The sequence below is a fragment of the Pusillimonas sp. DMV24BSW_D genome (genome assembly GCF_011388195.1).
In the GTDB taxonomy this organism is placed as follows: Bacteria; Pseudomonadota; Gammaproteobacteria; order Burkholderiales; family Burkholderiaceae_B; genus Neopusillimonas; species Neopusillimonas aestuarii.
This window is the reverse complement of record NZ_CP049990.1, coordinates 1,553,659-1,579,975: the sequence shown is the minus strand read 5'-3', so window position 1 is coordinate 1,579,975 and position 26,317 is coordinate 1,553,659. Positions and strand designations below refer to the sequence as shown.

Sequence of the window (26,317 nt, the reverse complement as noted above, 5' to 3'; positions counted from 1 at the left end):
TTACCTCGACAAAGGGTCAAACTGCGCTTTCAATCCTTCACCCAGCTGGCTAAAGGAAAGCACGGTAAGGAAGAGCACGACCAATGGCGCTACCAGCACCCACCACGCGAAATGAATGGATGCTCTGCCTTCAGCAATCATACCGCCCCACGTAGGCGAATCGGAAGAGATGGATAAGTTCACAAAACTTAAAATGGCTTCCACAATAACGGCCACCCCCATTTCAAGCGCCAATAAAGCCACAATAGTGGGAAGGACGTTAGGCATCACCTCGCCCACTAATGTCCCCATACGGGTTGCGCCGCCGATTTTCGCCGAATGCACGTAATCCATGCGTGTTTGCACCATCGCCTCAGCGCGAATGACGCGGGCGAAACGCGTCCAATCGATAATCGCAATGGCCAGAATAACGGATGTCAGCCCCGTGCCCAGCACAGCCACCAGCAAAATGGAAAACAGAACCGGTGGAAATGCCATCCATACGTCGATCAGCCGGGAGACCACCCTGTCGACCCAACCCCCGAAATAGCCCGCCAGCAGCCCCAATACAGAACCGAAAACACAGGCCGCCGTTGCCGCGACCAGCGCAACAGTCAGCGCGATCCGAGCACCGTAAATAACGCGGGACAACACATCGCGCCCGAGGCTGTCAGTACCAAGGTAATATCCCGCTTCATAGCCGTCGAACCCAAAAGGTGGAAGCCGCCCGTACAGCAAGTCCTGAGTAAGCGGATTATGCGGTGCAATCCACGGCGCCAGTAAGGCCGCCAGTACCAGCACCGTAAGCCAACCCGCCGACAACCAAAGACGAAAGTTGAACTGACGCGCCCTTGCCCTGGGCTCAGCGCGCAATACACCGGATGTCGCTTCAGCCATGACGCAACCTCGGATTCAGGACGGTATAGAGCAAATCGACCACCAAATTAACCAATATAAACAAGCAGGCAAACATCAATACAATGCCCTGAATAAGAGGCAAATCGCGATTTATGACGGCATCAATCGCCATATTCCCCAAACCTTCATAAGCAAATAAACGTTCGACAATCACAGTGCCGCCGATCAAGAACGTGAACTGCACGCCTATTAGCGTTAGCGTGGGCAATGCCGCATTGCGCAAGGCCTCGCGCAAGATCACTTGCGTCTCGGTAAACCCTCGTACACGCGCTAGAACGGTGTAATCGAGTTGCAGCACTTCTTTCAGGCTTTGCTTGAGTAACTGCGAAATAATGGCGGCCAACGGTAATGCCAAGGCCAGTGCGGGCATCAGCATATGCGCCAACAAGTTTTGCAAAACGTCGAAACGCAAGCGCAACAATGCCTCAAATAAATAGAAATGGGTAGTGAAGTCGAAATCCAACTGCGGCGAAACCCGTCCGGAAATATAAAACACAGGCCATAACACGCCAAACAACAAAATAAGCAACAAACCCCACAAAAAGTCGGGGATCGATAACGTAGCCCCGTTAAATAGGTCGACCGCTGTTTCAGTGCTTCGACCGCGCTCTTTCGCGCCCAACACCGCCGTGAAACCCCCAATCGCCAACGCAATCAACAACGCCAGAATTGATAACTCCAGCGTGGCAGGCAAACGGGCCAAAACCAGTTCCGCAACCGGTTGCTTTAACGTAATTGACGTGCCGAAATCACCCTGAAGAACACCCCCCGCCCATATAAAAAACTGTTGAACCAGGGGTTTATCAAGACCATACAAGGCGGTTAAAGCGGCAATATCAGCCTCGGATGCGCCGGGCGATATCATCATGGCAATAGGGTTACCCGGTGCAACCCGAATAAGAATAAACACCACAATGGCCACACCAACAAGCGTTACCAGCATTGTGGCCAAACGAATAAGAATGGGTTTCAGCATGAAAACTACAACGGCGTTGCGAAAGAAAGCGGGTGGCTCTTAAGAACCACCCGCCAGGGTGCCTGACGTATTACCTTAAGACGCCGGCTTCATGGAAGCGGGTGTGACATCACCCGTTGCGGTGGGCGGCACCACGACCTTATCGGAATGAATAACCGGCAGCACGTACTGCAAAATCGGAATGACGTAACCGTTCTCCAAAATGTAGGCACTGACATCTTTCCAGCCCTGGATTCGTTTGGCTTCATCAGGTTCCGCCCACAAGGGCCCGATCTTTTCGATGAGGTCGGGCGTATCCCATACCGAGTGTGGCGACGGACCGAACATGGCATGACCGGTTGACGTGGTGGGATCACCAATAGCGTTACCCCAGTTATAGAACGCAGCGGGAGCCAGTTGGTCGGCGGCACGTAATTCAAAATGCTTGGCAATTTCGTAAATTTCGATATCGGCCTCGATACCCACCTTACGCCACATCCCCACGATAGCCTGAATCATTTCGTAGTCTTTGGGTTTGAAACCACGCGTGGTCTGGATGGTGAATTTCACCGGGTTATCGGTGGAGTAACCCGAGGCTGCCAGCAACTCTTTGGCTTTTTCCGGGTTGTACTCCATTTTCAGGTTCGGATCGAAAGCATCGTACTCAGGTGCCTCCAACGTGGCCAACGGAACGCCGTAACCACGCAGCAAACGATCGATAATTAATTGCTTATCAATCGCATGATGCGCCGCCAGGCGAACGTTTTTATCGAGCATGGGGCCTACATCGTTCAGGAAGATCATACCCACGTCGGCAATAGGGAAGGCCTCGCCCTTCAGACCTGGCTCTTGCTTCAGGCGGTCAAATTCTTCATAGGGGATTTCCATCGTGACCTGGGCGTTACCCGATTCGATTTCCGCAACGCGACTGGCTGCATCGGGCACGAATTTAATGGTGACCGTCTCGAACGCGGGCTTGCCCCCCCAGTAGTCTTCATTTGCCACCAAACGCATGTAAGCACCTCGCTCGTAAGCATCGAGCTTGTAAGGCCCTGTGCCAATCGGTGCTTTTTCAAAGCCTTCCGCCCCCACTTTCTCGTAATACGCCTTAGGCAAAACATAGCCGGTAAGGAACGCCATCCATTTGAAAATTGTGGGTTCAAATTGCACCACGTCGGCGGTCACGACATTGCCGTCTACTTTAAAGTTGGCCAGATTCTTCCAGACAAACTGGCCGGGATTTCCGGTGGCGGGGTCGCCGGCGCGTTCCAATGACCAGGCGACGTCTTCGGCCGTAAAGTCGGAGCCGTCGTGCCATTTGACCCCTTCTCGCACCACCATACGAACTTTCTTGTTGTCGTCGGTAAAGCCCCATTCGGTGAGCAAGCCGGGGGAAAAGCTCAGGTCGGGCTCTTGCTGGATAAAGCGATCGAAAACCGACAGATACAAAGCCTGCAGTTTCGGATTTACCGCCGACGGGCCGGTGGTTGGATCCCAACTGGGCAGCCCTGTGTTGTACGCAATAACAAGGTCTTTACCGCCATTCTGTGCAAAGGCGGGCATACCAAGTGCCGAGATACCGGCCGCTGTCATGCTGAACTGCAAAAAGTCGCGTCGGGTTTGCTTCATGGTGGGTTCCCTTTTTTAGTACTTAAGTAAGTGACGATTTACTTTTCATATTAATGTTTGAAGGTTGAAATACCCACTGGTATTAACCCCAAATCATCCCCGCAAATCTTGCGCCACCATATATCCGGAACCCGCCCCGGTGCCTGCACCCGGCCACACTGCCGCCCCCACCATATGCAGCCCTTTCACCGGGGTGTGCCCATCGGCAAAACCCAGCACCGGGCGAAAGAGAAAATTCTGGAACAAATGGTGTGACCCGCAAATTTGATCGCCGCCCACGAGATTCGGATTTTCCGACTCCAGGTCAAGGGGCGAAACCACATGACGCTTCAATATCAGACCGGACAAACCCGGTGCGTATTGTTCAACTTGTTGTATGACGCGATCGGCGTAGGCCTCTTTTATGTCGCCCCACGCACGGCCCTGAATGATACCGGCTGCATCACCCACCACCTGTGCCGGCAAACAGCGTACCTGCACCCACAGCACATGTTTACCCTCTGGCGCCCTGGACGCGTCGTAAACCGTGGGTTGCCCCACTACCAGCACAGGCTGGCTGGGCAACAACCCCGCCATTGCCTGCTGATAGGTTTGCGCCAATACGTCGATAGACGGGCCGATATGGACATACGCGAATTGACGCAACGCTTCCGCCTGCCAGGCAGGCAAGTCGGACAAGGCTAAATGAATCATCATCGTGCCGGGCGCGTGTCGAAAGGCCTTCATACCCTGATCGAATCGTGCATCGCCGCTATGGTCGGACAGCATGTTCAATAGCGCGCGCGGTGCCACGTTAGCCAAAACGCGGTCGGCCTGCACCGTTTCCCCATTTGTCAGTTGAACGCCTCGGGCATGACCGCTTGCAACTGTAATGGAGGCGACCTCAGCATCACAACGCACCTGCCCACCACGCGACTCAATCAGCTTGATGAGCGAACGCGTAACCGTATCAGCTCCGCCTTTGCCTATGACCATACCCATCGCCTGACCGCCAAAACTTTCCAGGTAGGGAAATATCGCTCCACCGGAAATATCCGGCGCAAAATCAAGGTGCAAACCCCAAGTTGACAGTGCCGCATGCAGACGCGGGTCGGAGAAAGTTTGCTCCACCCAATTTCGGGGAGAAGACACAATTAAACGTTTAAGCTCAAACAAGCCGGCAAGCCCAAGGCTGCGAAAGATCTGCCATCCGGCTTTTGTCAGCCCCCGCTTGGACATCCTGGCCGAAAGCAAAGCCACCAAGGCACCCGCATTGGCCGGAAACGACGCAAGCCCAGCCTTCCACGCGGCTTTGTCCTGCGCGTTGGGAATTGTGGCTAACGTTTCTTCAATGTCGGTTGATACACCGAAGTAGTCGCCGTTGGGGAACACAGACGCAAACGGGCGGTTAACCGGCACAAACTCCAAACCGTGCATAGCCAGTGTTTCCGCATGGCTCTTATGAAAGCCCGACCCGGCAAACATGGATAAATTCATAGCCGCCACGTCGTGGCGAAACCCGGGTAATGTCAGTTCTTCTGTACGTACCGCACCGCCCGGACGATCCAAACGCTCAAGTACGGTTACTTCATGGCCGGCCAGAGCCAGCTCTGCTGCTGCGACCAAGCCGTTAATTCCCGAGCCAATTACAACGACTTTCATTTGTGCTCCTGATCGTTAAAACCTCAAACGGGCCCAACCTTGAAAATATTAAGCGCGGTCTTCCACCTTAATCACAATCGCCATCGCGGAATCGCCCGCCGCACAACCCACGAACATTCCGTACCCGCCCCCCTTGATCACCAGCATTTCAATCAACTCGATAACCGCGCGCAGCCCCATGGGCGACTGGGGATGCCCCCAGACCAACGAGCAACCATAATCGTTAAAGCCTTCAAGCGACAACCCTAGCTCTTTAGCCAGCACCAGGTCATTTACCGCAAAAGGATTATGCGTTTTGATGGCGGTTAGATCGTTCACTGTCAGGTTGGCGGCTTGCAACGCCCGGCGCGCTGCGGGAATGGTTGCCGCCGGCATATGAGCCGCTTTTACCCGTGCCTGCCCAAACGACACAATACTAACTTTAATGCCTGGGTCACGCGATAACGCCTTCGCCTGGTCAGCATTCGTCAGCACAATGCCGGCGTTGCCGTCGGCCGGGTGCGTTTGGCCGCCAAATGTAACCGTCCCGCCTTCCATAACCGGCTTTAACTTGGCTAACCCTTCACGTGTCGTGGGGAAAATGCCCTCATCTCCCGAAAGCACTGTTTGCTCTTTTCTGAACCGGGCATCGGGCACACTGAAAGGCAGGTCCATGAAGCGGCGCAAGAATGCACTGTCGTCCTTTAACGCATTTTCATACTGCGCATAACGGATGAGTGTCAGTTCATTTTGCTCGTCGGTGGTGAAACCATATTCTTTGGCAACGTTTTCCGCGGTGGTTACCATATTGACACCGGTGTAGGGATCCCAGTTGAAACTATCGAGCACCCAATTTTCATGATCTCCCGTTCCACCAGGCCCTTGGGGTGCGGGATAATAAATATGCGGCCCATTCGATATGCGGTCGCAAGCAATGGCCAGCGCCACCTGTGAGTCGCCTTCGCGGATGGTTGACGCCACCGTTTGCAATAGCCGCACGCCGGTTGCGCAAGCCTGGCTAATGGTAGGGCCGGCAAGGTGGGGTATACCCATTTCACCTGCAAGCCAAGGCAAGCCATAGAAAGACCCTTTTTGTGGTACCGACATGCCCAAGGCCGCAAAGTCGAAACTTTCCGGGTCGACCTGCCGTCGCTTCAACGCATCTTTTGCAACATGCGCCGCAAATTTCAAACTATGCAAATGCGACAAACTACCTTGCCACCGGGCAAACGGCGTCGACCAATAAGCACCATAAGGGATTTCAATTTCTGACATAAATTAACTCCAAAATTTACGGGATACTGGTGACAAAACCCCGACTCAAGCTTGCTACTTTTTCAAACCCGGCATCTTTCAAAATCGACACGGCCAACGAAGAACGCCGGCCCGACCGGCACATGGCAACCACCGGTTTATCTCGCGGAATTTCTTCGAGACGGTCACGCAACTGGTTCAACGGAATGTGCACATCAACCAAACGCCTGGACTGAGGATTGTCTTTCACCTCATCATCCAGCCGCACGTCGAGCACCGTGACCTCGCCCAAATGCTGCTCCAGCCACTCCTCATCAATTTCAGGTACGCCGGCGTAGGTAATACGGATATCGCCCCAACCCGGTTCCTCCGGGAGTTTACCGTTCTCTGGACGGCCACTGCGCAAATTGGCCGGCACAGCTTCGTCAATTAATTTCGGATGCGGTAATTTCATTGCATTCATATATTCAACAAAATCCGTTTCGCTGGCCCCTGCACCAACGCGCGCGTTGAACGCTTTTTCTTCGCCGATCGTGCTGACTGTGCGGCCCTGATAGTCGTGCGCAGGATACACCAGGCAGGGATCGGGTAAAGCAAACAACTTGCCGGTAATTGAGTGGTACAAGCGATGTGCACTACCCTGCTGAAAATCACTGCGCCCGCATCCACGAATCAGAAGCGTGTCACCAGTAAAGACCATTGACTCGTCTTCTAGAATAAAGCTCATGCAACCGTCGGTATGACCCGGTGTTGAGATCGCCTTTAACCGAACACCCTTTACCCCAAACTCCTCGCCCTCCTCCAGCGCCACGTCGGTATGATCGGCATTAATCACCTTCGCTGATGCAATCCGACACCCTGTTTTCTGTCTGAGCAACCATGCCGCCGTAATGTGATCCGCATGCGCATGCGTGTCCGCAACAAGCACCAACGTCAAACCCAGTTCCCGAATCAGTGCCAAATCACGACGCACTTGCCCAAATACCGGATCAATCAGCATCGCCTGCCGGTGAGTTTCATCTGCGAGCAAATAAGTATAGGTTGAAGATGTGTTGTCGAATAACTGGCGAAAAATCATAACGACACCCTATAAATAAATTACCAGATAACCATATTACCCAAGCTTCGTTGACAGTAAAGGCGCGATGCTTGATGCTTATCAATACCGGGTTGGATATTTACCCAGACAACCTATGGAAAACCCGAATTATTTGCGCTAGTATTAATGAGTAGTGCGACACCGGATGAATCTGAACCGGATAACAATTTAAAGCAGTCCATTTTCAAGAAAGAGGTTAAACCATGTCATTACGTATTAACGACGTTGCTCCCAATTTCACCGTCGACTCAACCGCCGGCAAAATCACACTACACGACTGGATCGGCGACAGCTACGCGATTCTGTTCTCACACCCCAAAGATTTCACCCCCGTCTGCACCACGGAATTCGGCGCGGTTGCCCAATTGGCACCCGAGTTCGAAAAGCGCAACACGAAAGTGTTGGGTGTTTCAGTAGACAGCGTTGACGACCACCAGAAATGGAAACGCGACATCGAAAAAGTGGCGGGAGCACCGGCCAACTTCCCCATTATCGACGACACGTCTTTGGAAGTCTCCAAGCTCTACAACATGCTGCCTGCCGACGCCTATTTGCCCGACGGGCGCACGCCGGCCGACAGCGCAACAGTTCGCACTGTGTTTATTATCGGCCCCGACAAAAAAGTACGCCTGACGATGTCTTATCCTATGTCGGTCGGCCGCAATTTTGCCGAAATTCTGCGCGCACTGGATGCCGTTCAGGCTACCGACGGGGTACCTATTGCCACTCCCGCCAACTGGACACCCGGTCAGGACGTTATCGTTGCCCTGAGCCTAAAAGACGACCAGGCCCGTGAAAAATTCGGTGAGCTGGACATTAAGTTGCCTTACCTGCGCTATGCCAAAGCACCGAAAAAATAAGTTCAACTAATTCAGTAACTTATACATTCCGAGCCCCGCTCAACCCATATCGGTTAAGCGGGGTTTTTTCTTATTTAGCCAGTTGTTTTACCCATTGTTCGAAAGGCTCGGGCCTGCAAAACAAATACCCCTGATACACCACATCACCCCGGGCACTCAGGAAATCAGCCTGTTCATGTGTTTCCACCCCCTCGGCAACAACCTGCAGATTCATATGGTATGCAACCGCCAGAATCGACTCAACAAGCGCGGCGCTATCTTTTGCATTGGGTGCATCCTGAACAAATGTTTTGTCGATTTTCAGCTCGTGTATTGGTAAATGCTTAATGTAAGTCAATGAGGAATAGCCGGTGCCGAAATCGTCCAGGGAAAAATGAATGCCAAGCTTTGTTAACGTGCGCATTTTTTCGGTTACATCGACCAGATCATGGATCCACAATGATTCTGTTACTTCAAAAGTCAGCCGTGCGGGGTTCGCGCCGGTTGCCTGCAGGATATGCTGAACCGACGCGAGAAAGCCAGGGTGCATGAAATGACGCGGGCTAATATTGACCGCCAATCGCCCCGGAATTAAGCCATTTGAATCTTTGGCCAGTATTTCGCACGCCCCGTGCAACACCCACTCTCCCAATTCAACGATTAAATCGGTTTCTTCCGCGATTGGGATAAACACGCCTGGCGAGATCAGCCCGCGCTCAGGGTGCAGCCAGCGTACAAACGTTTCGGCACCAACCACGTTGCCTTTGGTGTTAACTTGCGATTGAAAATACAGGCGTAGTTGATTATCGGCAATAGCAACGCGCAATTCGCGCTCGATTTGAAACTGTTGCTCCGCCACTACCGACATGGACTGTTCATAAAAGATACTTTGATTGCCGCCTTTCCACTTGGCCCGGTGCATGGCAATATCGGAGCGTTTCAACACTTGAACCGGCGTATCGAAGCGGTCGTGCGGAAAAAACGTCACCCCAATGCTCACAAAAACCGGTATCTTCAGATCGTCGAGTTCAACCGGTGTTCGCAATTCCGCTCTGATACGCGTAATCCAGTCAGTCACTACCTGCTCCAACTGGGAATCCGATGCAAAATTTTCGTTCAGCAAAACAAAAAAATCGCCGCCGGACATGCGCGCCAACGTACCATTTTGCCCCAGCGTCTCTTTCAACCGGCGGGCCACTTCCTGCAACAAACGATCGCCCACGTCGTAGCCCCTGGCATCGTTCAGCCGCGAAAACCGATCGAGATGAATCAGTAATACAGCACCTTTTTCCCCTGAACCTAAACACAGCGACAAGGCATTGTCGACTTGCTCAGCCAGATAATGGCGATTGGGTAACGTAGTAAGCGCATCGTAATAGGCCAACCATTTCAGATTCTCCCGGGTCTTCTCCTGTTCCTCGTAATCCTGAAACAAAAGACACACCGCTGCCGTGCCCGCAGGGTAAGCCAATAAAACGGTTAGCCAGATCTGTTCAACAATCGCAAACCCTACCCCATTGGGAAGCAACAGAAACAAGAGCAGCATGAACAAATGCACCGCCAGCCCCGCACCGAATGCCTGGACGGCCGTTAAACTGCCGTATCGCTGTCGGAAATAGTAGAAAATAACGCCGATTCCCGCCGACATGACAATTGTGGCAACCCCAACCGGCATGCCGGCACCACCCAACCAAATACGATAGGCTCCCACCAGTAACGCCGACACCCCAGCGGACACAGGCCCGCCAAAAAGGCCCGCTATAAACAACACAATAGAGCGGCCATCGAAAATAATGCCTTCGCCGTACTCCAGGGGAGCCAACATGCCCACCACGGCGACCGCACCCAACAACAACCCTAAAATAACCTTGCGCGACACCTTTTCACGCTTGTTGCGTGACACCACAACCTGATAAAAAACCATCAGGGAAAGCAGCAGACTAATGTTATAGATGAGATCGATGAGCAACATTTAGGGTCAACTGAAACAGGGCATTGCCAGCATACACCAAGCGCGTGCAACGGCAACGCCGACCCCGATTAGCGTTTGTACCAACAACAACTAGTTAGAACCGAAAATCTCCGCAACCTTTTTGCGCAACCACTTATGGGCCGGGTCGTGCTGCATACGCTCATGCCAGCTTTGCCGCACGTAATACGACGGCATGTCGACAGGTAATTTCATGACACGAACATCGTGCGCACGCGCGAGCAACTTGGCTGCGCGGCCTGGCAACGTAGCGATTAGGTTGGAACTGCCCACGACCGTTGCCACGCCGATGAAATTGGGCACCTGAACGCCTACTTTGCGATTCAGGCCCTGCTGCTGGAGATTATGCTCAATGATCAGATGGCCGGTGCCGGACGTTTTCACAATCACGTGCTCCTCATCCTGAAAACTTCGAACAGTCAGTGCCTCTTTAACCCGCGGATGATCTTCGCGTACCAAACAGGCGAACCCGTCTTCAAACAACTTTTGCTGAACATACCGTCCGTCAAGATCGGGCACGAATCCCAATGCCAAATCAACATCTCCATGCTGGAGCTGATCGGCAATTTCATTGGTAATTGTGATGACATCAACCTGAATATGCGGTGCAATATCGCGGAATGTGTTCAAGATATGCGGTAACACCACAATTTGCCCCACGTCGGTCATGGCAATGCGAAACAATCGTGCGTCATTCGCAGGATCAAACCGGGGCTGGTAGGCCATGGTTGCCTCAAGCAAAGCAATTGCATTGGCGACCAACTCGTGTAATTGTTCAGCAATAGGCGTGGGAACCATTTTGCCGCCGACACGAACAAACAACGGGTCACCAAAATGCTGACGCAAACGCCCCAAAGCGAGGCTAACAGCCGGTTGCGTCAAATTCAGATTTTCCGCTGCACGAGACAAGTTTCGCGTTTTACAGATCTCATCGAACAATTGAAGCAGCTTCAAATCGATATTGGCCAGCTTCTTCATAACCACGCCTAATGAAAAGTATAAAGTTGATTATATTGAATTAGAGTAGGCGACAACCGAGAATACGGGATAAAGGAGAAAACCGTATATGAATGAAACAACTCACTCGGCTAACGCCCCCATTCTTATTGTGGGCGGCGGCATCGGCGGCTGTGCTGCCGCAATCATGCTAGGTAAAGCCGGTTACGCAGTATCGTTGCTTGAGCAAGCAGATGAACTCTCGGAAATTGGCGCCGGCATTCAATTAGGGCCCAACGCGTTCAGAATGTTCGATGCATTGGGTATTACCGCCGAAATAGAAAAAAGCGTTGTTTATCCAGAGCATCTGGTCATGATGGACGGCCTGACCGGCGATCAGGTTACCAGCATGAAAATGGGCCAGGCCTTTATTGATCGGTTCGGCAAGCCTTACGGCGTTATTTATCGCGCCGATTTGCACCGCGCGCTGGTTGAAGCCTGTGAAAATAACGACAACGTGACGATTCACACGGGCTGCAAAGTCGCAGAGTATGACGATACAGGCAATAGCGTTAGAGTCACCACCGAAGACAATCGCACTTTTGACGGCGCAGCGCTCATTGGTTGCGACGGCCTCTGGTCGCGCATTCGCAGCCGGCTTTTGAATGACGGGCCGCCGCGGGTTGCAGGCCATATTGCCTACCGCGCGGTTCTTCCCATTGAGGAAGTTCCCAAGCATCTGTACCGCAATGATATGGTTTTATGGGCCGGCCCACGCAACCACCTGGTTCACTACCCGTTGCGAAAAGGGGCGCTGTACAACCTGGTCGCCGTCTTCCACAGCGACCGCTATGTAGAAGGTTGGGACGCCAAGGCCGACCCCGAGGAATTGCACGCCCGCTTTGCACACAACTGCGAACCGGTAAAAGAGCTTCTGTCAAAAATTGAAACCTGGCGGATGTGGGTGTTGTGCGATCGGGAGCCGGTTAAAACGTGGTCGAAGGGCCGTGTAACATTGCTTGGCGACGCCGCCCACCCCATGCTTCAATATATGGCGCAGGGTGCCGCCATGGCCATGGAAGACGCGGTTTGCCTGGCCGGCGAACTACGAAACACACAGAACTTCGAGCAGGCGTTCGCACGCTACCAGGATAAGCGCTACTTGCGTACAGGGCGTGTTCAACTGACCGCGCGATTGTATGGCGAAGCCTACCACGCAGCCGGCGTTACGCGTGAATTGCGTAATAATATGCTTGAGTCGCGAACGGACCACCAAGGTTACGAAAGCCTTGCGTGGCTTTACGATCCATCGAACTCGCCCGCTTTTTAGAAAATCCGGAAACGCAAGTTCGACCTGAACAATAAAAACCTGTCATTTTGATGAAACAATAAAGTAATTGTTGGAGGAGCAAACAATGATTTGGCTGAAAAACACCTGGTATGTTGCCGCCTTTGAGCATGAACTCGAAGAAACAACCATTAACCGTAAGTTGCTGGGCGAAAATGTCATTATTTATCGCACGTCTGAAGGCGAAACTACCGCTTTGCAAGACCTTTGCCCTCATCGCCTGATGCCCTTATCGGTCGGCAAACGGATTGGCGACGAACTCCAATGCGGTTATCACGGCATGAAGTTCAATGCCCAAGGCACATGCACGACCATTCCAGGGCAAACCCAAATTCCGGCAAAAGCCTGTGTCAAACGTTTTCCAACTGTATTGCGCCACGGTTTTGTGTGGATCTGGATGGGAGATCCAGAGTTGGCCTCCGACACCCTGATTCCCGATGTTCACTGGAATGATTCGCCTGGCTGGACGCCTTCGCTGGGTTACCATCATTTCGAATGCGACTTTCGTCTTATGAACGATAACTTGCTTGATCTGAGTCATGAAAGTTATGTGCATACCCGCACTATCGGCAATGAAGAAGAAGAGTCAATCGCCAACTACCCTCTTAACGTGACGGTAAACGGTGATCGCCTCATTCGTGCGCACCGCGAAATGCCGAATATCGATCCTCCCCCTTTCTTCGAAATGGTGCTCAAAAGCAGTAGCCCGATCAATCGCTGGCAAACAGCGATTAACCTGATGCCGGGCATCAACATGACCGACGTGGGTGTATACCCTGTTGAGAAAGACCGCTCACAGGCTCACGTCATGCATGTTCTGCACTTGCTCACCCCCGAAACGGAAAAATCCACCCACTATTTCTGGGCGGTTGACCGCAACTTTGATCTGGGCGACGACAAACTCACCCAGGGCATCAAAAAATCCATTGACGACACCTTTAATGAAGACAAGGTTATTCTTGAAATCCAACAAAAACAGCTGGATGAAATGGGGGGAGAAAGTATCCCCAACGTTGCTATCCGACTGGACGAAGCTGCCGTAAGGGCGCGCAGAATGCTGGATATGCAAATTCAAAAGGAAGCCAAAGACCCGAAAACGGTACTGGAGCCCCTGCCGCTGCTTGAGGAAGCTGAACCAGAAGCGGCCGAGGCCTAGCCGCATGCAAAAACTCTGTCGCGTTTTTCGTCCGTTCGCTTTTGCAACTGTAAGCATCTTTGCTGGGGCCGCGGCCCCAGCAATGGCCACCCCCCTGGACTTGGTCCTGGGGGCGTCACCCAGCGATGATGTAATCGCCTTGGCACAACCAGACCCAGGTCAGGCGATTGCTGCATTACCCAAAATTGTTAAACGCATTATGGAGCGCAGCGGCATACCTGGGCTGGCCGTCGCGGTCGTGCACAACAACCAGGTTGTGTTTCGCCAGGGTTTTGGCGTTCGCGAAGTCGGCAAAGCTGAACCCGTGAATGAAGATACTGTCTTCATGCTCGCCTCTTTGTCGAAGTCATTAACGGCCTCTCTTATTGCCACGCAGATAACGCAAGGGAGGGTAAGCTGGGCCGACCCCGTTGTTCAGCATTTACCCAAGTTTCAACTAAAAGACGCCTACGTCACTCAAAACGCAACCATCGGCGACTTTATGGCGCACCGTACCGGTCTGCCGTTCGCTGCGGGTGATGCACTGGAAGACTTGGGGTACGACCGCGACTACATCCTTGGCAAATTACACCTGCTTGACCTGAACCCGTTCAGGTCTTCTTACGCGTACGCTAATTTCGGCACGACCACAGCCGGTCAGGCCGTTGCCGCGGCGGCCGGCCAACCGTACGAAGCGTTATTGGAAAAGGACTTGTTCCTGCCTTTGGGTATGACAGCGTCAAGTGCAAGACACGAAGACTACCTCGCGCACCGGAATCGAGCATCTTTGCATGCTTTAACCAAGGGTGAATTCAAGCCACTATACAAACGCAACCCCAATGCGCAAGCCCCTGCAGGCGGTGTTTCATCCAACATCAAAGATATGTCGCAATGGCTGAAATTTTTGCTGGCCAATGGCAAACTCGACGGGAAAACCATTGCATCACAAGAATCTCTGGTTCCTGCCATGAGCATTCAAACCATTACCCACCAAGTGGCAACCGACATATCGCGCCCCAGCGCCTACGGCTTTGGTTTCGACTACGGAATCGAAGCAAATGGACGCACGACGATAAACCATTCAGGCGCTTTCCTGCTGGGCACAGGCACCCATTTTCGTATCGTGCCATCGGCCGACCTGGGCATTATTGTTTTAACGAATGCCAGCCCGGTCGGCGCAGCCGAAGCGATTGCAGCGGAGTTTATCGACCTTGTCTCTTACGGTGAAGTCAGACGTGACTGGTATGCAGGCTACAATCATGTTTTGTCGGGCATGTTCGACCCTGTTGGTGATTTAGTTGGTAAAGCACCTCCCGCGGAACCCAAAGCAGCCCTGCCCCTGAATCAATACACCGGCCAGTTCAACAACAACTATTTTGGCCCGGCACGCATTCAATTAAACAAGGGCAAACTGCAAATAGCTTTGGGGCCAACGCCACAAACCTACCCTTTAACCCATTGGGACGGCAATACCTTTGCCATGAAGCCATTCAGTGAAAATGAACCCGCCGGCTCTATTTCATCGGTTAAATTCCACACCGAAAATGGCACAATAACGGGCTTTACCGTGAACTATCTTGACCGCTACCAACAAGGTAACTGGATCAAACAGCAGCAGGTTAACTAACCACGCATAGCCAACCCTACCGCCGCCACCAGCTTTTCGCGGCGGTACGGCTTATGCAAAACATCGTCGTCCAGATCGGCCTGACCCAGCGAAGCATGTATGTCATGCCCTGCGTAACCCGTGGTGTACAAAACTTTCAACTCAGGCCTTAAGACACGCGCGCGTTTAACCAGTTCGCGCCCGTTCATGCCGGGCATCAAAATATCGGTAAACAATAAATCACACTCTTGCCCCGCGCGTAAAAACGCAAGCGCCTGTTCAGGTGTTTGAGCCGGGCAAACATGATAGCCCGCCGATTTCAGTGCGCTTTCCACGTACGCGCGAACGTCGGCATCGTCTTCAACCACCATCACCGTTCCCCTGGCTTTTAGCGCAACTTGAGCTAAGGTTGAAGCTGCCTTGCCAGTTGTTGCGTCACCCTGGGCGCACGGTAAATAGAGGGTGAATTTCGCCCCCTGCCCTTGTTCCGATTCAACACTAACATGACCTCCCGACTGAAGCGTAAAGCCAAAGACCATCGCCAATCCAAGACCCGAGCCCTGCCCTTCGGCCTTGGTTGTAAAAAAGGGTTCAAATACATGGGGCAAGTCATCTGCGGCAATGCCCGCGCCAGTATCGGCCACCGATAAGACAACATAGCGACCCGGAGCCAGATTCGAATCCATTTCCAACTCATTGCTTTCATCATCAACCTGTATTGCGCTGGCTGAAATATTAAAACTGCCTCCCTCAACCATCGCATCACGAGCGTTAACAGCCAAATTCAACAGGGCGTTATCCAACTGTCCGGCGTCGACAAGAATAGGGGGCAGGTCTGCAGGGAAATCAAAATTGATGTGAATTCGCGTACCCAATACATTCTTTAGCAGCGGCAACATGCCACGCACTACTGTTTCAACATTCAAAGTCTCTGGTTCAAGTGGTTGACGGCGGGCGACTGCAAGTAAATGACGGGTTAGTTCCGCCCCTTTTTCAGCTGCCTGCAGAATCATGTTCGCCAGCGTAATCAAACGTGGGTCGCGCTGCACTTCTTCCGACAACAACTGAGCATTACCCAAGATAACGGTTAAAAGATTGTTGAAGTCGTGTGCCACACCACCGGTTAACTGACCAAGCGACTCCAATCGTTGTGTTCGTTGTATTTGCTCTTCCAGCCTAATCTGCCGGGTCCTGTCGGTGAGGCCTCCAACCACGCGTTTCGCTCTGCCGCTCTCGTCTCGAAGAATGTGCGAGCGATCATCAACATGCAACCAATGTCCGTTACCATGCCGCAACCGGTACTTAACGAACCGGATCTGCACATCCGACTGTAAATCTTGCTCAAGTGAATCCAGTACCCGAACACGATCATCAGGATGCAACAACGCCTGCCAAAGTGAGCCTAACTGATCGGCGGCGGGCACAGGATGCCCCAGAACCGGAAACCAACCCGCGCTGACCCAGTAACGGTTAGTGGCGATATCCCAATCCCAAGCCACGTCGGTTGTTGCTTCGGCAAGCAAGCGAAAGCGTTCCTCACTTTCGCGCAGCGCGGCTTCCGCGCGCTCCCGCCTTTCTATATCCTGCCGTAACACCCGATTCACACGCTCAAGTTCGGTTGATTTCTCTTCGAGCTTGCGCACCAGAGTATGGCTATACAACTTGAATAAGGGCTCATTTTCATAACGCGCCAATGCCGCCTGATGGGACGGCCGAGTCACAAATCCACGCTCAAGCACTTCATTCATAACCGACAAAAAGACATCGGGCTCAGTGGGTTTCAGCAAGAACTCGTCGCAACCAAGATCACGAGCCAGCTTTTCATCTTCGGGTTCGGTATACGTTGCGGTATAAACAATAAATGGAATGCCCTGCAAAAGGGGATCGCTTTTCCAGGCTTGTAACAATGCATAGCCGTCCATTTGCGGCATCAGCAAATCAGAAATAACAATATCGGGAGGCGCTGCCTGCGCCTTTTCAAGTGCCACTGCACCATTGGGAGCCGCCATCACCTGATGCCCAACCGCCTCAAGCAGCGCACGCAGGTAATAAACATTCTCTTCCTTGTCGTCAACAACCAGAGCCTGAGCCACGCCGGCCTCCTGATTCCGCGCTGTCACAATACGCTTCAACCTGCATTACAAATGTATCCGGGTCGATCGGCTTTTCAACATAGCCGTCACAACCAGACTCAATCGCCCGCTCACGGTCGCCCGGCATTGCATATGACGTGACCGCCACAATGGGAATATGAGCCGTTGACGCGTGGCGACGAAGTTCCGCCGCAACATCATAACCATGCATGGTCGGGAGCTGAATATCAAGCAAAATAAGATCGGGCCGCCACTGCTGAGCCTTGCGTATCCCGGACGCCCCGTCAATCGCGGATTGCACCGTATGACCGCGCTTTTCGAGAAGGAAAGTCAGCAAATACCGGTTTTGTTCGTTATCTTCAATAATCAGTATCTGTAACGGCAATAAGGTCATGACATCTCCAGCGGTAGCGTCACTGTGAAAACGGTACCTTCCGACCACACACTGCGTACCGTAATCGTTCCTCCAAGCAACTTAACGAGTCGCGAGCATATTGCCAGGCCCAGACCGGTACCCTCGTGCGCCCGCGTGAGCCCATTATCGACCTGACTAAAAGGCTGAAACAACGTACCGATATCTTCAGGCCTGATGCCAATGCCGGTGTCATGAACCTGAATGCGAAGGGCTTGGCATGGCGGCACCTTCTCGTTTACATGAAACGCCGGATCCAAGGTTAGTTGAATAACAGCGCCGCCTTCGTCTGTAAATTTAATTGCATTATTTAATAAGTTAATAAGAATTTGTTCCACCCTACGGCGATCGCTATACATACTGCCGACATCGGGCGCAATTTCCATCTGCAAACGCAAACCTTTTTGTTCCGCCAGCGGCTGAACCAAACCGACTACTTTCTGAGCTGAATCGGCAATATTGAAGGCCTCAGCGCGTACCTGGAGTTGGCCCGCCTCAATTTTTGATAAATCGAGCACATCGTTAATTAGGTCAAGCAAATGTCGTGCGCTCCCGCGCACCATGCCTAACTGGCGTTGCTGCTCGGGAGTCAGCGGGCCGGCCATACCCTGTAAAACGATGCCGGTAAACCCAATAATAGAATTCAACGGCGTTCGTAATTCGTGTGACATGGTTGCCAGAAAAGCCGACTTTAAACGGTCTGCATCGCGCGCCCTGTTCAGGGCATTTTCCAATTCATGGGTACGACCGGACACCTTCTCCTCAAGCGATCCATTTAGCTCGCGCAGTGCCGCATAAGCCTGCTCCAGCGCACCAAACGCCTTCCACATTAACCAAAAGAGTAATGCCGACGTTACCGCGACAAACCCCAACCCTTTGAAAACACTCCAACGTGCCAATGTTTCCTGATCCAAGGCAAAACTGAGCAATGCATAATCTGAAAAATAGATCCAGACGATGGACACCATTGCATAAACCAAGGTGATGGTGGAAACCCGGGAGCGTGGCGACCAAACCGCCCGCGAACGCCGGGAGGTAAAGACCGCAGAGGAAAAAGCCCCCTTCCGTTTACGAACGGGCGCGTCGAAATTAGCCATTGTTCTCCTGCCCTGCCCATCGTCCGAAAAAGATTATTGAATATAGAGCGGCGCTCCTCACACCGTCAACGAAAACTTGGCGAAAAGAATGTACGCTGCATCTGTACTGATTGACCTTGTATGCCAGACACGCAAATTTATGTCATAATTTGGGGCTTCGCGTCCATGGCGGAATTGGTAGACGCAAGAGACTTAAAATCTCTCGCCCATAGGGCGTGCCGGTTCGATTCCGGCTGGACGCACCACCCTGTTTTCCCTACTCTGAAGCCTTCTGGGTTTCTCCGTTACATTTACCGGTACAGCACCTAACGACGTATTTCAACCACGCTCGTTTTTATCCCGATTGACACAGTATCAAGAAACCTTATACAAATCGGATAAACCGGTATAGAATCCAAAAAACAAATAAGAAGCAATAACAAATAACAAGATTCCGGCATCCCGGCATGTGTCGTGCCGAAGATGCGCCCACAAGGGAGGGCCGTAATGGCTTACAGAAGTCAAACCTGCGCAAGGTTGTTCTGTTGCAAACAAGCGGTAACGCTAACCGCAAGGGGTTTTGTCAGCCCCGCGATTCACGCCCTTGAACATCTGCTACACCAAAGAATACTTTCAACCCCGCCGCAGTGCGGGGTTGTTTCGTATACGGCCACCCGGCCTGTGCAAGCCCGGGTCGCTGTTCATAGGGGGAGACGCACGTGGCATAAGTGTGCCTCATGGAGACAACGACAAGGAGTTATTTATGGTGGACAAAACATCCTCTGACGCCTATTGGAAGGCAAATCTCCGCATTATCTTGATTTCACTCATTATCTGGTTCATTTGCTCTTTCGGTCTTGGCATTATTCTGCGCCCCGCCCTAATGGGCATCTCGGTAGGCGGAGCAGATTTCGGGTTCTGGATGGCTCAGAACGGTTCGATCTACGTATTCATCATACTGATCTTCGTTTATGCGAAGTTGATGAATTCCCTGGATCGCGAACACGGCGTTGAAGAGTAAGGGGAACCCTATGGATCAATTTGTCCTTAATCTGATATTTGTCGGGGTCACCTTCGCCATTTATATCGGTATCGCCTTCTGGTCACGTGCGGCCTCAACGTCCGAGTTCTACGCAGCCGGCCAGGGAGTGCACCCGGTACTCAACGGGATGGCTACAGGGGCCGACTGGATGTCCGCCGCTTCGTTCATTTCCATGGCTGGTATCATCGCTCTGGCGCCTACCGGCGGCTACACACAGTCTGCCTTTCTTATGGGGTGGACAGGCGGTTATGTGTTGCTGGCGCTGCTACTTGCTCCCTACCTTCGAAAGTTCGGCAAATTCACTGTCCCGGAATTCATTGGTGAACGTTTCTATTCAAACGGGGCGCGTGTCCTGGCCGTCATCTGCCTTATCGTCATTTCCATTACTTACGTGATCGGACAAATGCGCGGTGTTGGGGTGACGTTCTCTCGTTTCCTAGAGGTGTCCACCGATGTCGGCCTTTATATCGGTGCCGCAATCGTATTTATTTACGCGGTATTCGGGGGGATGAAAGGCATTACCTATACTCAGGTGGCGCAATATGTCGTGCTCATTATTGCGTATACGGTACCGGCGCTTTTTATCTCACTGAATCTCACCGGAACCGTTATTCCCCAACTGGGTTTTATCGGTGGGTATGCGCCTTCAGGTGGGGATATCAGCCTATTAACCAAACTCAATGAGGTGGTCACTGAGCTTGGCTTCACCGCCTATACGGCAGATACGCCCAATCGGCTTAACATGTTCCTGTTCACGCTTTCGCTCATGATTGGCACGGCGGGCTTACCACACGTCATTATCCGCTTCTTCACCGTACCCAAAGTGGCGGATGCCCGCTCCTCTGCAGGCTGGGCGTTGGTATTCATTGCCTTGCTTTACACCGTAGCACCCGCAGTAGGCTCAATGGCTCGTCTGAACCTGACCACCACCATGTGGCCGGCCGCCATCACCAGCACCGCTACCAGCGGCCCCGCGCTTTCCCTGGAGGACATTCAAACCAAGCCCGAGCTTTCATGGATTCGCACGTGGGAGGCAACCGGCCTGCTGAATATGGAAGACAAAAATGGCGACGGCCGAATCCAGTACTACAACGATAAAGCCCCAGCCGACTCACCCATTATGCAAATGGCTCAAGAGCGCGGCTGGAAAGGCAACGAACTGGTGAAAATCGACAACGACATCATGGTCTTGGCCAATCCGGAAATTGCGGGGCTACCAGGTTGGGTGATTGCGTTGGTGGCAGCCGGGGCACTTGCTGCAGCACTCTCAACAGCGGCGGGGCTATTGCTTGCTATTTCGTCAGCCATCTCTCACGATTTGATCAAAGGGTCCATTAAGCCCGACATTACCGAAAAAGGAGAACTCACGGCGGCACGAATATCCATGACCTTTGCCATTATCCTGGCAACCTGGCTGGGGCTTAACCCCCCGGGCTTCGCCGCGCAGGTGGTGGCGCTGGCCTTTGGTCTGGCCGCGGCAACCATCTTCCCTGCACTCATGATGGGCATCTTCTGGAAACGCATCAATAAGCAAGGCGCCATTGCCGGTATGTTAATCGGCCTGCTGTTCACTGCCATTTACATCTTTGTGTACAAAGGCTGGTTCTTCATCCCCGGCACCAACAACCTGCCAGATACCGCCGCAAACTATGTCTTTGGTATATCGCCACTTTCGATCGGCGCAGTGGGGGCGTTGGTTAATTTTGTTGTGGCTTATCTGGTGTCGTCGGCCACTGCGGCCCCTCCGCAACATGTTCAGGAATTGGTCGAATCAATCCGCGTTCCGAAAGGAGCCGGTGCCGCGACACACCATTAACCTGAGACAAATCGGGCGGGGTTCCCTGCCCGGACTTTTTCACATGAAGGGTACGCCATTGCGGCGTACCCATTTTCTTCAAACCGCCCATGGTACAAACCGTCTTGTCGCGTTCCGAAGCTGTTGAATTTCTTGAAACTGTGGCCCCCTATAATGGTTTGCCCGCCAGTCAACTGAGCGCCCTGGCCGAAACAGTTTCGACCCGTCATTACTCAAGTGGTGAGTTTGTTTACAAAATCGACGCGCCACTTGAAGGCCTTCATATTATTGTTTCGGGCACCATTGACATCAGTGATCGCGATGGAAAGCGCGTGTCTCAATTGGCAAAAAGGCAAAGCTTCGGCGAGCGCGGCCTACTACGTGACGGCAAGGCGTCTACCACCGCCCGTGCCAAAACAGACGCTGTAACATTACTGATACCCGCTGCGACACTGCATCAACTTATCAAACAGTTTCCAGCCGTAGCGCATTACTTCTATTACGGCGAACGGGCACGACACCAACCCGGCGACCTCAACTCCCTGAGGGTCAGAGACTTAATCACGCGCAAAGCCATCTCGTGCACACCCGAAACCACCGCGGCCGGCGCTGCACAAACCATGCGTGATCAGAATATCTCATGCCTGGCGGTTGTCACGGCAGACACACAGAAACTGGTGGGGATGATTACGGTTCGCGACTTAACCTTTCGTGTACTCGCTCAGGCACTGGATGCCTCGGTTCCCGTACGCGAGGTCATGACACCCAACCCCCCCACGCTATCACCGAATGCACTGGGCTCGGATGTGTTGCGCACTATGATGGAGCACAACATCGGCCATCTTGCCGTGATTGATCGGGATCAGTTCTCGGGCATTATCACGCAAACCGACCTAACCCGTTTCCAGGCCGTCAGTAGCGCCTTGCTCATTCACGATATCAGCCAGGCAAGCAGTATTGAGAAAATGGTGGGCATCACCTCGACGCTACCCCGTTTGCTGGTACAAATGGTGGCCGGCCAGCAGCGCCACGAAATCGTCACTCGCCATATCACCGATATTACCGATGCCATTACCCGCCGCTTACTCGCGATGGCTGAGGAGCACTTGGGCGCCCCCCCTGTACCTTACCTATGGCTCGCCTGTGGCAGTCAGGGGCGGCAGGAACAAACCGGTGTTTCCGACCAGGATAATTGCCTGTTTCTGGACGACCGCGTCACGCCCGACGACATGCCGTACTTTGAACAACTTGCCCGCTTTGTGTGCGACGGCTTGAATGCGTGCGGCTATGTTTACTGCCCGGGCGACATGATGGCAAGCAACTCGAGATGGCGACAACCGGTATCCACTTGGCGAAACTACTTTGATACTTGAATGAAACGCCATGCGCCTGAATCACATATGCTGGCCTCGGTTATGTTCGATCTGCGCCCTATTGCAGGCAAGACCGACCTGTTTCAAAACCTGCAGGCCGAAACGCTTGAAGCCGCTTCAAAAAAATCCATTTTTATGGCCCATATGGTCGCCAACAGCCTGAAACATACTCCGCCTTTGGGGTTGCTGCGCGGCTTCTCAACGGTTCGAACAACACGCGGCGGCAACCAGGTCGACTTGAAACATAACGGCGTCATTCCAGTAACTGATCTGGCTCGGGTTTACGCACTGCAAAGCCAACTTAGGGAAATCAACACACGTGCGCGCCTCCAAGCCGCCGAACAAGTCGGCATGATTTCAAGCGCCGGGGCGAGGGAACTGATTGCAGCCTACGATTTAATTGCAACGCTGCGACTAGAAAACCAAATGCGCCTCATCCAGGCAGGACAAAAACCCGATAACTACCTATCACTTTCTGAATTACCTGATTTTCAACGTCATCATTTGCGCGATGCTTTTGTCGTTGTAAGAACGATGCAGGCTGCTATTAGCCAAGGCCGCAGAATGCCGGTATAAAACCAATACGGGCAAAATATTCACAGGAGACTTCTTTTTCATGCTGGGTGATTACATCGCGATGCTGGCCATTGGCGTACTGGCCGCCTGTCTTGTTTTTATTCTCGGGCGACTCATGCGGCGAAGGGGGCGCCAGTTACCGCGCTGGATCATGCCTTTCGCAATCGGTGCTTCAGTCATCACCTATTCCGTTTGGAATGAGTACACCTGGTTTAACCGCATGCAATCCGCACTACCCGATCACGTTGTTGTCGTAGGGACGGGCGAACGCGCGATGCCGTGGGCGCCCTGGACCTATCTTGCCCCTGTCGTTTCACGTTTTGTGGCTGTCGATACTGCCGGCATCAGCCGGTCGGAAATGCGCCCGGAATTGGTTCGAATTCAGGTATTTCTGGTTGAAAGATGGCAAGCAACACGCACCGCCGTCGTTGCTTTCGACTGCAATAAAAAGCTACGTGCCGATTTAAGTGCCACCGCCCGTTTGTCTGCCGATGCGACACTTACCGGAACGCAGTGGCAGCCGGCCCAGAACGATACCGCATTGCTGGAAATAGCGTGCGAACACAAAGCCCGGCCCACTTAACCCAGCAACGTCATATGGCAACTTCGCACCGCCCCCGACGCCGCCTGGCCCTGTTATTTGCGGGTCTGGCGACAGGCTGCCTTGCAGCCCTGGCCGGCGGGTTAATTTATGGCTACCATCGGGCAAATGATCCTGACATTCTGGAAGCCGTTGTCATCGGTGGCGTCATTGCCGGTTTTGTTATTAGCGGTCTGATTACCTGGGTCTGGTTACTAATCGACGAAAATATCGCCCGACGTGCACAGCGTTTAACTGGTTTGATACGTGCCGGCACACACAGCCAAATCACCCAGTTTCCCCACGCTGCTCCTAACCCCTACTTGGGCGACCTTGAAACTGCGGCCACTGAGCTTGCCCACGCTTACCTGGACACACGCACCATTCTGCAGCGGACGGTTGAGCGGGAAACTGAACAACTGGCGCTTGAAAAGACGAGGTTGGAAAGACTGTTAGGCGACGTTCCTGTCGGTGTGATGATCTGTTCCGCAGAGCATCAACTTGTGTTTTACAACGGTCACGTCATGAGCTTGTTGGGCGGCCTTGAAACTGGGATCTCACCGGGTTTGAATCGACCGGTTTCCGATTATCTCTATACCTCGTCAATAGAACACGCATACGAGCGATTGCTACGCACGCAAGATCCGGAGGCTGCATCGGATATTCTTTGCGCTACCGTCGAGGAAGGACGCGTTTTAGCTGCACGTATGCGCCTTCTCGACGAAACACCCGGCTCCGAAACAGATGGGCGGCAGCGCCTGCCCGGTTACATACTGACAATCAGAGATGTAACAGGGGATCTTGCCACACACAGCATTCGGGCCAACACCGATCGCCCCGGTGATTGGCCATTATCCATGATCCGCTCCAGCGACCTCGCAGCTACGTTGCAAGCAACCTTGCGCAGCAAAGGTCTGCTGATTGCTATCGACAGCACCGAACTCATATTACGCTGCGATGGTTTTCAAATCATTGCTGTGCTCTCGTTACTGGTACAGCGCCTGCCGTCCCCCGCAGAACAAATCAAGCTGGTTATCACGCCCGAAGAAGCCGGCGCGAAGCTTCAAGTCGAATGGCAGGGGAAGCCGCTGGAGCAACACGATCTGGATACGTTGTCCGGTCAGCCTGTCGATGTTGGCCTGGCAAATATGACCGTGAAAGGCATTCTTTCAATCCACGGCGCCTATTGGCTGGCCAACTCACATGCCGCCAGGCCGCAGGTAAATTTGTTTCTGCGTGAAGCACGGTTGGCTCAGCGCCGCCCACCTTCCATACCACGAACGGTTGTATACGACTTCGGTTTGCTATCAAAAGCCGGTAATGCGGAAGTCTCGGCCACGCAATTAGACGAACTGACCTATGTTGTATTCGATACGGAAACAACCGGCCTAAATGCCGAACAAGACGATATCGTGCAAATTGCAGCTGTACGTATTGTGAACGGTCGTCGCATACAAAATGAAGTATTTGATACGCTGGTAAACCCCGGGCGCACCATCCCTGCCGCAAGCACAAAGGTGCACGGAATTACCGACGCCATGGTTGCCAATGCACCGGATATCTCCACCGCCGTCCAGCGCTTTCACAAATTTTCCCGAAACGCGGTTTTGGTGGCACACAATGCGCCATTCGATATGGGCTTCCTGAAAAAATATGAAGCCCAAACCGGCTGTCGCTTTTCCAATCCTATACTTGATACTGTGCTGTTATCGGCCGTGTTGTTTGGCGAAAGAGAAAGCCATAGCCTTGACGCCCTGGCGCATCGACTGAGCATCACGATTTCCGAAGAAGCCCGCCATACGGCTATTGGCGACGCCACCGCAACAGCGGACGCCATACTTAAGATTATCCCTGCGTTGAAGGCACGCAATCTAAATACGTTTGGCGATGTGCTGAAAGAGGTACGAACCCACCGACGCTTACTGCAAGATCTGAATGGTTGAGCAGAACCTGATTTGTACCTCATCCACCGGCAGGCACAGCGTATGTCTGTTTCTCGATATCGATGAAACAAAAAATTATGCCGGGACGTACCCGGCATAATTTTTTCAAACTAACGCAG

General features: G+C 52.8%; 21 protein-coding genes and 1 tRNA gene. 11 read left to right on the top strand and 11 right to left on the bottom strand.

Annotated elements, in window-relative coordinates; all coding sequences use genetic code 11:
• The 6 genes from G9Q38_RS07695 to G9Q38_RS07670 form a co-directional block, all read right to left on the bottom strand.
• On the bottom strand, positions 1–876 hold the full coding sequence (locus G9Q38_RS07695) for an ABC transporter permease (protein ID WP_119440997.1): 876 nt from the start codon (positions 874–876) through the stop codon (positions 1–3).
• A complete protein-coding gene (locus tag G9Q38_RS07690; protein ID WP_166129601.1) occupies positions 869–1,873 on the bottom strand; it encodes an ABC transporter permease in 1,005 nt (334 codons plus the stop codon). The genes G9Q38_RS07695 and G9Q38_RS07690 overlap by 8 nt, the downstream gene beginning before the upstream one ends.
• A gap of 75 nt (positions 1,874–1,948) precedes the next feature.
• Positions 1,949–3,481 (bottom strand): ABC transporter substrate-binding protein, encoded by a 1,533-nt coding sequence (locus G9Q38_RS07685; protein WP_166129598.1) that lies wholly within the window; start codon positions 3,479–3,481, stop codon positions 1,949–1,951.
• A gap of 93 nt (positions 3,482–3,574) precedes the next feature.
• Complete coding sequence (locus G9Q38_RS07680; protein WP_166129596.1) at positions 3,575–5,122, bottom strand: phytoene desaturase family protein; 1,548 nt, start codon at positions 5,120–5,122, stop codon at positions 3,575–3,577.
• A gap of 48 nt (positions 5,123–5,170) precedes the next feature.
• Entirely contained in the window at positions 5,171–6,376 is a 1,206-nt protein-coding gene (locus tag G9Q38_RS07675) for a thiolase family protein (RefSeq protein WP_166129592.1), read from the bottom strand.
• A 16-nt stretch (positions 6,377–6,392) separates the two neighbouring features.
• The gene (locus G9Q38_RS07670; protein ID WP_166129589.1) at positions 6,393–7,433 is read right to left on the bottom strand and encodes an MBL fold metallo-hydrolase; all 1,041 of its coding nucleotides are present in this window, start codon (positions 7,431–7,433) and stop codon (positions 6,393–6,395) included.
• A 224-nt stretch (positions 7,434–7,657) separates the two neighbouring features.
• Between G9Q38_RS07670 and G9Q38_RS07665 the strand changes: the two genes are divergently transcribed.
• Positions 7,658–8,314 (top strand): peroxiredoxin, encoded by a 657-nt coding sequence (locus G9Q38_RS07665; protein ID WP_166129587.1) that lies wholly within the window; start codon positions 7,658–7,660, stop codon positions 8,312–8,314.
• A 70-nt stretch (positions 8,315–8,384) separates the two neighbouring features.
• Here G9Q38_RS07665 and G9Q38_RS07660 read toward each other — a convergent pair whose 3' ends face one another.
• On the bottom strand, positions 8,385–10,265 hold the full coding sequence (locus tag G9Q38_RS07660; protein ID WP_166129584.1) for a putative bifunctional diguanylate cyclase/phosphodiesterase: 1,881 nt from the start codon (positions 10,263–10,265) through the stop codon (positions 8,385–8,387).
• A 90-nt stretch (positions 10,266–10,355) separates the two neighbouring features.
• Positions 10,356–11,261 carry a LysR family transcriptional regulator gene (locus G9Q38_RS07655; RefSeq protein WP_166129581.1) on the bottom strand — a complete coding sequence of 302 codons (906 nt, stop codon included), beginning with the start codon at positions 11,259–11,261 and terminating at the stop codon, positions 10,356–10,358.
• An 88-nt stretch (positions 11,262–11,349) separates the two neighbouring features.
• On the opposite strand from G9Q38_RS07655, the gene G9Q38_RS07650 reads away from it, so the two are divergent.
• From G9Q38_RS07650 to G9Q38_RS07640, 3 genes are all read left to right on the top strand, one after another.
• The gene (locus G9Q38_RS07650; protein WP_166129579.1) at positions 11,350–12,549 is read left to right on the top strand and encodes a 3-hydroxybenzoate 6-monooxygenase; all 1,200 of its coding nucleotides are present in this window, start codon (positions 11,350–11,352) and stop codon (positions 12,547–12,549) included.
• Between the two features lie 85 nt (positions 12,550–12,634).
• Complete coding sequence (locus G9Q38_RS07645) at positions 12,635–13,723, top strand: aromatic ring-hydroxylating dioxygenase subunit alpha (RefSeq protein WP_166129576.1); 1,089 nt, start codon at positions 12,635–12,637, stop codon at positions 13,721–13,723.
• A gap of 82 nt (positions 13,724–13,805) precedes the next feature.
• Positions 13,806–15,329, top strand: coding sequence for a serine hydrolase (locus G9Q38_RS07640; RefSeq protein ID WP_205962345.1), 1,524 nt, complete (start codon positions 13,806–13,808; stop codon positions 15,327–15,329).
• On the opposite strand, the gene G9Q38_RS07635 is transcribed toward G9Q38_RS07640, so the two are convergent.
• The 3 genes from G9Q38_RS07635 to G9Q38_RS07625 are packed head-to-tail and all read right to left on the bottom strand — an operon-like array spanning position 15,326 to position 18,910.
• Positions 15,326–17,428, bottom strand: coding sequence for a hybrid sensor histidine kinase/response regulator (locus G9Q38_RS07635; RefSeq protein WP_166129571.1), 2,103 nt, complete (start codon positions 17,426–17,428; stop codon positions 15,326–15,328). The genes G9Q38_RS07640 and G9Q38_RS07635 overlap by 4 nt on opposite strands.
• The gene (locus G9Q38_RS07630) at positions 17,379–17,795 is read right to left on the bottom strand and encodes a response regulator (RefSeq protein ID WP_228276216.1); all 417 of its coding nucleotides are present in this window, start codon (positions 17,793–17,795) and stop codon (positions 17,379–17,381) included. Before G9Q38_RS07630 ends, G9Q38_RS07635 begins: the two co-directional genes overlap by 50 nt.
• The gene (locus G9Q38_RS07625) at positions 17,792–18,910 is read right to left on the bottom strand and encodes a sensor histidine kinase (RefSeq protein WP_166129569.1); all 1,119 of its coding nucleotides are present in this window, start codon (positions 18,908–18,910) and stop codon (positions 17,792–17,794) included. The genes G9Q38_RS07630 and G9Q38_RS07625 overlap by 4 nt, the downstream gene beginning before the upstream one ends.
• A gap of 159 nt (positions 18,911–19,069) precedes the next feature.
• On the opposite strand from G9Q38_RS07625, the gene G9Q38_RS07620 reads away from it, so the two are divergent.
• The 7 genes from G9Q38_RS07620 (at position 19,070) to G9Q38_RS07595 (ending at position 26,198) form a co-directional block, all read left to right on the top strand.
• Positions 19,070–19,155, top strand: a tRNA-Leu gene (locus G9Q38_RS07620).
• 497 nt (positions 19,156–19,652) lie between these two features.
• Entirely contained in the window at positions 19,653–19,910 is a 258-nt protein-coding gene (locus G9Q38_RS07615) for a DUF4212 domain-containing protein (protein WP_114419897.1), read from the top strand.
• A 10-nt stretch (positions 19,911–19,920) separates the two neighbouring features.
• Complete coding sequence (locus G9Q38_RS07610) at positions 19,921–21,747, top strand: sodium:solute symporter family protein (protein ID WP_166129566.1); 1,827 nt, start codon at positions 19,921–19,923, stop codon at positions 21,745–21,747.
• A gap of 89 nt (positions 21,748–21,836) precedes the next feature.
• A complete protein-coding gene (locus G9Q38_RS07605; RefSeq protein ID WP_205962344.1) occupies positions 21,837–23,099 on the top strand; it encodes a DUF294 nucleotidyltransferase-like domain-containing protein in 1,263 nt (420 codons plus the stop codon).
• Complete coding sequence (locus tag G9Q38_RS15220) at positions 23,100–23,675, top strand: putative nucleotidyltransferase substrate binding domain-containing protein (protein ID WP_205962343.1); 576 nt, start codon at positions 23,100–23,102, stop codon at positions 23,673–23,675. It abuts the gene before it with no gap.
• Positions 23,676–23,715: 40 nt separating this feature from the next.
• The gene (locus tag G9Q38_RS07600) at positions 23,716–24,258 is read left to right on the top strand and encodes a hypothetical protein (RefSeq protein ID WP_166129563.1); all 543 of its coding nucleotides are present in this window, start codon (positions 23,716–23,718) and stop codon (positions 24,256–24,258) included.
• 14 nt (positions 24,259–24,272) lie between these two features.
• A complete protein-coding gene (locus G9Q38_RS07595) occupies positions 24,273–26,198 on the top strand; it encodes a 3'-5' exonuclease (protein ID WP_166129561.1) in 1,926 nt (641 codons plus the stop codon).
• Positions 26,199–26,317: the final 119 nt, after the last annotated feature.